The 8,244-nt window shown below is 54.8% G+C and carries 6 protein-coding genes; all 6 read left to right on the forward strand.

Translation table 11 applies throughout. From position 1 onward, the window contains the following. Window positions 1-33: 33 nt before the first annotated feature. On the forward strand, window positions 34-2,295 hold the full coding sequence (locus IPJ96_10670; protein ID MBK7910810.1) for a BamA/TamA family outer membrane protein: 2,262 nt from the start codon (window positions 34-36) through the stop codon (window positions 2,293-2,295). A gap of 293 nt (window positions 2,296-2,588) precedes the next feature. Further along, window positions 2,589-3,647, forward strand: coding sequence for a class I fructose-bisphosphate aldolase (locus IPJ96_10675; GenBank protein MBK7910811.1), 1,059 nt, complete (start codon window positions 2,589-2,591; stop codon window positions 3,645-3,647). A 41-nt stretch (window positions 3,648-3,688) separates the two neighbouring features. Then, window positions 3,689-4,534, forward strand: a complete 846-nt coding sequence (locus tag IPJ96_10680) for an acetyl-CoA carboxylase carboxyltransferase subunit beta (protein ID MBK7910812.1) — start codon at window positions 3,689-3,691, stop codon at window positions 4,532-4,534. Window positions 4,535-4,612: 78 nt separating this feature from the next. Next, window positions 4,613-4,882: a 30S ribosomal protein S15 gene (rpsO, locus tag IPJ96_10685; GenBank protein ID MBK7910813.1), complete on the forward strand. Its 270-nt coding sequence runs from the start codon at window positions 4,613-4,615 to the stop codon at window positions 4,880-4,882. 78 nt (window positions 4,883-4,960) lie between these two features. Further along, window positions 4,961-7,150 carry a polyribonucleotide nucleotidyltransferase gene (gene pnp, locus IPJ96_10690; protein ID MBK7910814.1) on the forward strand — a complete coding sequence of 730 codons (2,190 nt, stop codon included), beginning with the start codon at window positions 4,961-4,963 and terminating at the stop codon, window positions 7,148-7,150. 451 nt (window positions 7,151-7,601) lie between these two features. After that, window positions 7,602-8,244: hypothetical protein (locus tag IPJ96_10695; GenBank protein MBK7910815.1), on the forward strand; the 643-nt coding region annotated here is incomplete at its 3' end.

Genomic DNA, 8,244 nt, shown 5'->3' on the forward strand with positions numbered 1-8,244 from the left:
AGTGCGCTGGCGGCGTGTCGACCAACGCTTTACGTGCCTGCCGATAAATACCTGCTCTCCCAGAATATCATCAAGTCGGATACGACGATCCTGGAGAAAGATAAGATCCTCTCGCTGGTCAAGCAGCAACCGAACCGGCTGATCCTTGGATTCCTGCCGTTTCACCTGACGGTTTACAATATCGGCAACACCGGGAAGCCGAACCGTTTCAAGAACTGGCTGAAAAGCATCGGAGAAGAACCTGCTGTGCTCGATCCGCTGCTGACCAATCGTTCCAGGAACCAGATCAACCTCTTGCTGCTGCAAAACGGTTTCTTCAATTCCAACGTCACCGATTCCACCAGTTACCACAAGCGCAGGGCCCGGGTCTATTATTCGATCAATTATGGTGACGCCTATCGCCTGCGGAAAGTCGATTTCTCGACACGCGATACGGCCTTGCAGCAATACATCGAGTTGATCCGAACCACCACCCTGTTGAAGCCCGAGACACGTTACGACGAAGAACTGTTCGAAGAGGAACGGGAACGCATCACCTCCGAGTTGAAGGACCGCGGTTTCTACCAGTTCAGCAAGAATTACATCTCCTTCAGTGCAGACACGACGGTTGGCGCGCACAGGGTCGATCTGTACGTGTACATCAACCGGATCAACGAAAACGTGGATCCGGCGCTGACGAACGAAGGACCGAAACGCTCACACGCGGTCTATTTCCTGCGGAACATTTACATACAAACCGACTACGATCCGAAGAATCCAAACGCGGCCGCTCCGGTCGATACGCAATTGGTCAATGGCTATTACCTGTTGGGCAATCATCCGCAGCACTTCATCCGCGACCAGACCCTGCTCGATTGCATCTTCGTAAAAAGCGGCGATCGCTACCTGCAACGCGACTTCGATTACTCCTATCGCCGTTTACAATCGTTGAACGTGTTCAAGTTCGTGAACATGCTATTCCGTGAAGTCCCCGACGACAGTTCCGGTCGTCGTCAACTCGATGTGATCATCCAGCTGACTCCGCTTGACAAGCAGGACTTCACGCTCGAAACGGAGGCGACGCATACCGGAGGTAACCTGGGAATTGCGGGATCCTTCGGTTACCGGAACAAGAACGTATTCCGCGGAGCCGAAGTGTTTGAATTCCGGATAAAGGGCGCGCTCGAAGCCCTTCCCAACTTCTCCGACAGTCTCGAAACCAAGCGACTCCTGTTCTTCAACACCTACGAGATCGGACCGGAAGTGTCCTTGTCGTTTAAGAAATTCCTGCTCCCGGGATTCATCACCCGTGGAACTTCGCGTTACTTCAATCCCAGGTCCACGCTTACAACCGGCTTCAATTACCAGGACCGTCCCGACTTCCGCCGGTCCATTCTTAACCTCTCCTTTGGCTATCAATGGCGCGGATCAACAACACAACGGTTCTCCGTTTTTCCGTTCGAACTGAACTCCGTTTATGTAAAACCGAGTCTGGGTTTCCAGGCTCGACTCGACAGCCTGCAGGACCCGCGCTTACGGTACAGCTACGAAAATCACCTCATCACCGCCGCGCGCTTTTCCTGGTTGTACACCGACCAGGAGATCCGGCCCAACCAGAGTTTTTGGTTCCTGCGTGCGAACTTTGAAATGTCGGGGCTGGTCATGCGCGGCATCGCGCCCTTGTTCAACTGGGAACGGAACGAAGAAGGCAGCTATGTATTTTCCGGCATCAAGTTTTCGCAGTACATCAAGCCGGATGTGGATGTGAGTTACCACCACATCCTCAACAAGAACAACACCCTCGTTTACCGCGTTGCAACCGGCATCGGCTTGCCGTACGGGAATTCCCGGGCGTTGCCGTTTGAAAAAAGCTTCTTCGCCGGCGGCGCCAGCAGCGTCAGAGCCTGGAGCGCGCGTACACTGGGTCCGGGCTCTTACAATGAATCGCTCAACATCGAACAGAGCGGTGATTTCAAGTTCGAAGCCAATGTCGAGTACCGCTCCTTCCTCCTCCAACTCTTCGGCTCCACCATATTAGAAGGTGCGGCATTCGTCGATGCCGGCAACGTCTGGACCCGAAACGAAGACGCGAGCCGGCCGGGGTCGCAGTTCCGCATCTCCACCTTCGCACGCGAGCTCGGCATCGGCGGCGGATTGGGCATGCGCTTCAACTTCTCCTTCTTCATCCTCCGCCTCGACATGGCCGTCAAACTGCACGATCCATCCCTCGACCTGTCCGAACGCTGGGTCTATCCCAACCAAAAATTCGTCATCGGCGACATTGTTCCGAACCTGGCGATCGGGTACCCCTTTTAAGGGGTTCCGAGTTTCGGGTTCCGAGTTTCGAGTTTCGGGTTTGGATGGTTAGTTATTAGTGATTAGCTATTGGCGACTAGAGGTTGGTGATTAGATATTTGTGACTGGATTTCATCCACCAATGACCAATCACGACTTTCCAATCACAAGTCCCAAACACTGTTTACTGTTTACTGTTTACTGTTCACTGTTCACTGTTCACTGTTCACTGTTCACTGTTCACTGTTCACTCCCCCCACCCAATTCCACAATAAATCCTACCTTTACCGCCATTCAAAAGCATGCACACCACTATGTCATCTGCGAAAATCGCTGAGTTGCTGGGAGCCGGCGCTGAGAGCCTGCTGAACCACCAGTCCAAGACCATTTCCAAAGAACACCTTCACCTTCCGGGACCCGATTTCCTGGATCGCATCTTCGCCCCTACCAACCGCAGCAACCAGGTCATCCGCAGTCTGCAGGCCTTGTATGGACACGGTCGTCTGAAAGACACCGGCTACGTTTCCATTCTGCCGGTGGACCAGGGTATCGAACATTCGGCTGGTGCATCCTTCGCGCCGAACCCGATCTACTTCGATCCGGAGAACATCGTGAAGCTTGCCATTGAAGGCGGCTGCAATGCCGTTGCTTCCACCTATGGTGTGCTTGCCTCCGTTTCGCGCAAGTACGCGCACAAGATCCCGTTCATCGTCAAGATCAACCACAACGAATTCCTTTCGTACCCGAACAAGTTCGACCAGATCATGTTCGGCACCGTGCAGGAAGCCTGGAACATGGGCGCTGTCGCCGTAGGCGCTACGATCTATTTCGGTTCCGATGAGTCGGCCCGCCAGATCCAGGAAGTGAGCGAAGCATTCGAATACGCGCACGAACTTGGTATGGCGACCATTCTCTGGTGTTACCTGCGTAACCCCGGCTTCAAGAAGGACGGAAAAGACTATCATACCGCCGCCGACCTGACCGGTCAGGCCAACCACCTCGGCGTAACGATACAGGCCGATATCATTAAGCAGAAACTGCCGACCAACAACGGCGGTTATACGGCTGTCGCATTCGGCAAGACGCATCCGAAAGTGTACAGCGAACTCAGCTCCGATCATCCGATCGATCTATGCCGCTACCAGGTAGCCAACTGCTACATGGGCCGCATGGGCCTCATCAATTCCGGCGGCGAATCCAAAGGCGCGAGCGACCTTTCCGAAGCCGTAACCACCGCGGTCATCAACAAGCGGGCGGGCGGACAAGGACTGATCTCCGGTCGGAAGGCCTTCCAGAAGCCGATGACGGAAGGCGTTGCCCTGCTCAACGCCATTCAGGACGTTTACCTGTCCAAGGATATCACCATCGCCTGATCATTCTCCACGCCGAACAGCCGTTGTAAAGCCCAAACGACATGTCCTGGTTCAAACGCATCAAAGAAGGCATCACCACTTCCACCAAGGAGAAGAAGGAAACGCCGGAAGGTCTTTGGCATAAGTGTACTTCGTGCAAGAACATCGTCCCAACCAAGGACCACGCCGCGCGCATGTACGTATGCGACCAGTGCGGTTACCACGACCGTATCGGTTCCGCCGAATACTTTGAGATCCTGTTCGACGAGAACACCTCTTCCGAGCTCTTCCCCAACCTCAGCTCGGAAGATCCGCTCGAATTTGTCGACACGAAGAAGTACACCGATCGCATCAAAGAGTCCCAGCGCAAGAGCGGACTCCAGGACGCGATCCGCACCGGTGTCGGCAAAGTGAATGGACAAGACCTCGTGATCGCCTGTATGGACTTCAGCTTCATCGGCGGCTCGATGGGCTCGGTGGTCGGTGAGAAGATCGCCCGCGCGATCGACCACAGCCTGGAGCACCGGATTCCGTTGCTCATCATCAGCAAATCCGGCGGCGCCCGCATGATGGAAGCCGCCTTTTCCTTGATGCAGATGGCCAAGACCTCCGCCAAGCTGACCCTGCTGTCGGATGCCGGCATTCCCTACATCTCTTTATTGACCGATCCCACCACCGGTGGTGTCACGGCTTCCTACGCCATGCTGGGCGACCTGAACATCGCCGAACCGGGCGCTCTGATCGGCTTCGCCGGTCCACGGGTCGTGAAAGAAACCATCGGAAAAGACCTCCCCAAAGGCTTCCAAACCGCCGAATTCGTGCTGGAACACGGTTTTTTGGACTTTATCGTCGACCGCCGGGAGCTCAAGGCCAAGCTGGCCCAACTCCTTGGCTTCCTGAAAAATTAATCGGGAAGTCTAGCTATTCTGGAAATTTTCGTACATTTGCACCTCGTTTATTGACCCTTAAGTATTCGAGGAAGTAACATGAAGCTGACAACTGAAGCGAAAAAGCAGATTTTCAAGAAGTTCGGTGGCGCCGAGACCAATACCGGTACGGCAGAAGGACAGATCGCCCTCTTCACCGAGCGCATTACCCATATGACCGAGCACATGCAGGTTGCGAAGAAAGACTTCTCGACCCAGCGCGCGCTGATCCGCCTCGTCGGTAAGCGCCGGGCTCTGCTCGACTATCTTCACAAGAACGATATCAATCGTTACCGGAAGATCATCGCGGAACTAAACATTCGAAAATAATTCAAAGATCCTCAGATTCGGAAAAGGCAGCCAGGGTGGTTTGCCTTTTCTGTTTTTAACGAGGCACAAAGCGGTACTATGTCACAGAAAGCAATTATCAAAGAATTCGACCTCGGCGATGGCCGTAAGGTCACGATCGAAACGGGACGTCTGGCCAAGCAGGCCGACGGATCCGTCGTTGTACGCATGGGCGATGCCATGTTGCTCGCCACCGTGGTCTCCAATACGGAACCCAAAGCCGGCGCGGACTTTCTTCCGCTGACCGTCGACTACCAGGAAAAATTCTCCGCTGTCGGACGTTTCCCCGGCGGCTTCCTCAAGCGCGAAAGCCGCATGTCGGAATATGAGATCCTCATCTCCCGACTGATCGACCGCGCCCTGCGTCCGATGTTCCCGGATGACTACCATGCCGACACCCAGGTGATGGTCACCCTCATCTCGGGCGACAAGAACGTCCAGCCCGACGCCCTTGCCGGCTTCGCGGCTTCCGCAGCCATTACCATCTCCGATATTCCGTTCAACGGTCCGATCTCCGAAGTGCGCGTCGCGCGCATCGACGGCAAGTTCGTGATCAATCCTTATACCGATGAGCTCGCGAAGGCCGACATCGACCTAATCGTAGCCGGTTCGAAGGACTCCATCGTGATGGTGGAAGGTGAAATGGAACAGGTGAGCGAAGAAGAGATGCTCGAAGCCATCCGCTTCGCGCATCTGGCCATCGTCAAGCAGTGCGAAGTGCAGGAAGAGCTGCGCCAAATGGCCGGCAGCAAGCCCAAGCGCGTTTACTCGCACGAGACCAACGACGAAGCCCTTCGTGAGCGCATGCGGAAAGAACTCTACGACCAGGTGTACGCCATCGCCCGTTCGGCCAACCCGAACAAGCACGAGCGCAGCGAAGCCTTCTCGAAGATCAAGGAAGCCTTCATCGCGTCCATCCCCGAAGAGCAACGTGACGAGCTGAAGCCGCTCGTCGACCGTTACTACTTCGACATCGAGAGCGACGCGATGCGTAACTGCATCATCAACGAAGGCATCCGCCTCGACGGCCGCAAGAGCACCGACATCCGTCCGATCTGGTGCGAAGTGGATTACCTCCCCTCCCCGCACGGTTCCTCGATCTTCACCCGCGGCGAGACGCAGTCGCTCACGACCGTCACCCTCGGCAGCAAGCTCGACGAGCAGATGATCGACGTGGCCATGTACGAAGGTTCGACCAAGTTCATGCTTCACTACAACTTCCCCGGTTTCTCGACCGGCGAAGTGAAGCCCAACCGCGCTCCGGCCCGCCGCGAGATCGGCCACGGCAACCTGGCCATGCGCGCCCTCAAGAAAGTACTGCCCGGCGATACCGAGAATCCCTACACGGTCCGTATCGTATCTGATATCCTCGAGTCGAACGGCTCCTCCTCCATGGCCACCGTCTGCGCCGGCACACTCGCGCTGATGGATGCCGGCATCCGGATCACGAGTCCCGTCTCGGGCATCGCGATGGGTCTGATCATGAACAAGGAAGGCCGCCACGCGGTACTCAGCGACATCCTGGGCGACGAAGACCACCTCGGCGACATGGATTTCAAAGTCACGGGTACGTCGAAAGGCATCACTGCCTGTCAGATGGACCTCAAGATCCAGGGTCTTTCCTTCGACATCATGCTGGCCGCCCTGCACCAGGCACGGGCCGGTCGTCTGCACATCCTCGGCGAAATGCTGAAGGTGATCTCCGCACCGCGTGAGGACTACAAGCCGCACGCCCCGCGCATCGAGAAGATGATCATCGCCAAGGAATTCATCGGCGCCGTCATCGGACCGGGTGGCAAGGTCATCCAGGAAATGCAGCGCGAGACCAACACGCAGATTTCCATCGAAGAGATCAACAACGAAGGCATCATCGAGATCGCGTCGAGCGACAAGGCCGGCATCGAAGCGGCCAAGGCGCGCATCAAGGCCATCGTCCAGGTTCCGGATATCGGCGAAGTGTACGAAGGCAAAGTGAAGAACATCATGGACTTCGGCGCGTTCGTGGAATTCCTGCCGGGTAAAGACGGCCTGCTCCACATCTCCGAGATCAGCTGGGAGCGTCTCGATTCCATGAAGGATGTCTTCAAAGAAGGCGAAAAGATCAAGGTCAAACTGATCGACATCGACAAGAAGACCGGCAAGTTCCGCCTCTCGCGGAAGGTGTTGCTTCCGAAGCCGGAAGGCATGCCCGCACCGGGCGAGCGCCGTCCCCCGCGCCAGAAGCCGACCGAAAGTCAGCCGCGGGATTGATCTCACAGTACCCGCATACACAAAGCCGCCGGAGTTTTCCGGCGGCTTTTTTGTTTCTGATCGATAGCGAAGATGTTTAGAAGAAAAAGTTACGCGTGATGCCTTGTTGTTTTGGCACACGGACTACACGGATAAAACGGATGCTCACGGAAAAGTCCGCGCAAATCCGCAACATCCGCGGGATCCGCGTGCTGTCACTTTTTGACCACTGTCGGAATGCTCAGGCTTTTAACCACGGTGGACACAGAGGAATGCACGGAGGAGCACAGAGATCGAACTCTGCGCGACTCTGCGTGCCCTCTGCGTGACTCCGTGTAACTTAAAACTATGAAGCAGGCAGGTGAATCACACATCTCCGCGGGCTATCAATATTTGACCCTCATCAGATTCCGCGAATCGCCGAAAGTTCCGGGATTTCGTATCTTGACATACCGCTATCAAGCTTTCCCGCATGCCGCTCCGCCTTTTATTCTTGCTCGTGGTGTGTTCCCTACAGGCCGGGGCTCAGTTCACCGACCGCTACTGGGCGTTTGGCGACAGTGCGGTAATTGATTTCAGGAACATTACAAACCCAGTTGCTGGGGAAAGCGTCCTGAGATCTCGCGGAACATGTGCCAGCATCTGCGACAGTAGTGGAAACTTACTTTTTTATTGTGGAGACCCCTTTGTACCCCATTGGATTTCGGGATCAACATACAAACTTGGATATGTCGTTAATAAGAACAACCAGTTAATGGAGAACGGAGATACAATTGTTGGCACTGGTTGGTATCAGGAAATGATTATTACCCCAAATCCTGCAAATAACCAGCAGTTTTATTTATTCTCCTCAGGAATAACCTCCACAACCAATCCGGGCTTTTATTATTCAATAATTGATATAAGCTACAACGGCGGCTTGGGAAAAGTGATTCAGAAGAATGTTCAACTTCAGAATTTTCCTGTGAACGACGGACTTGCGGCGGTTAAACACGGGAATGGACGAGATTGGTGGGTGGTGCATAGAAGATGGGAGACTGCAACTTTGTTTGATGAATTTTATTTCTATTTAGTTTCACCAGATGGAATAGCTCAAAGGCCAATACAAATGATTG

It is taken from the genome of Bacteroidota bacterium (genome assembly GCA_016713765.1).
Lineage (GTDB): Bacteria > Bacteroidota > Bacteroidia > AKYH767-A > 2013-40CM-41-45 > Pollutiaquabacter > Pollutiaquabacter aromativorans.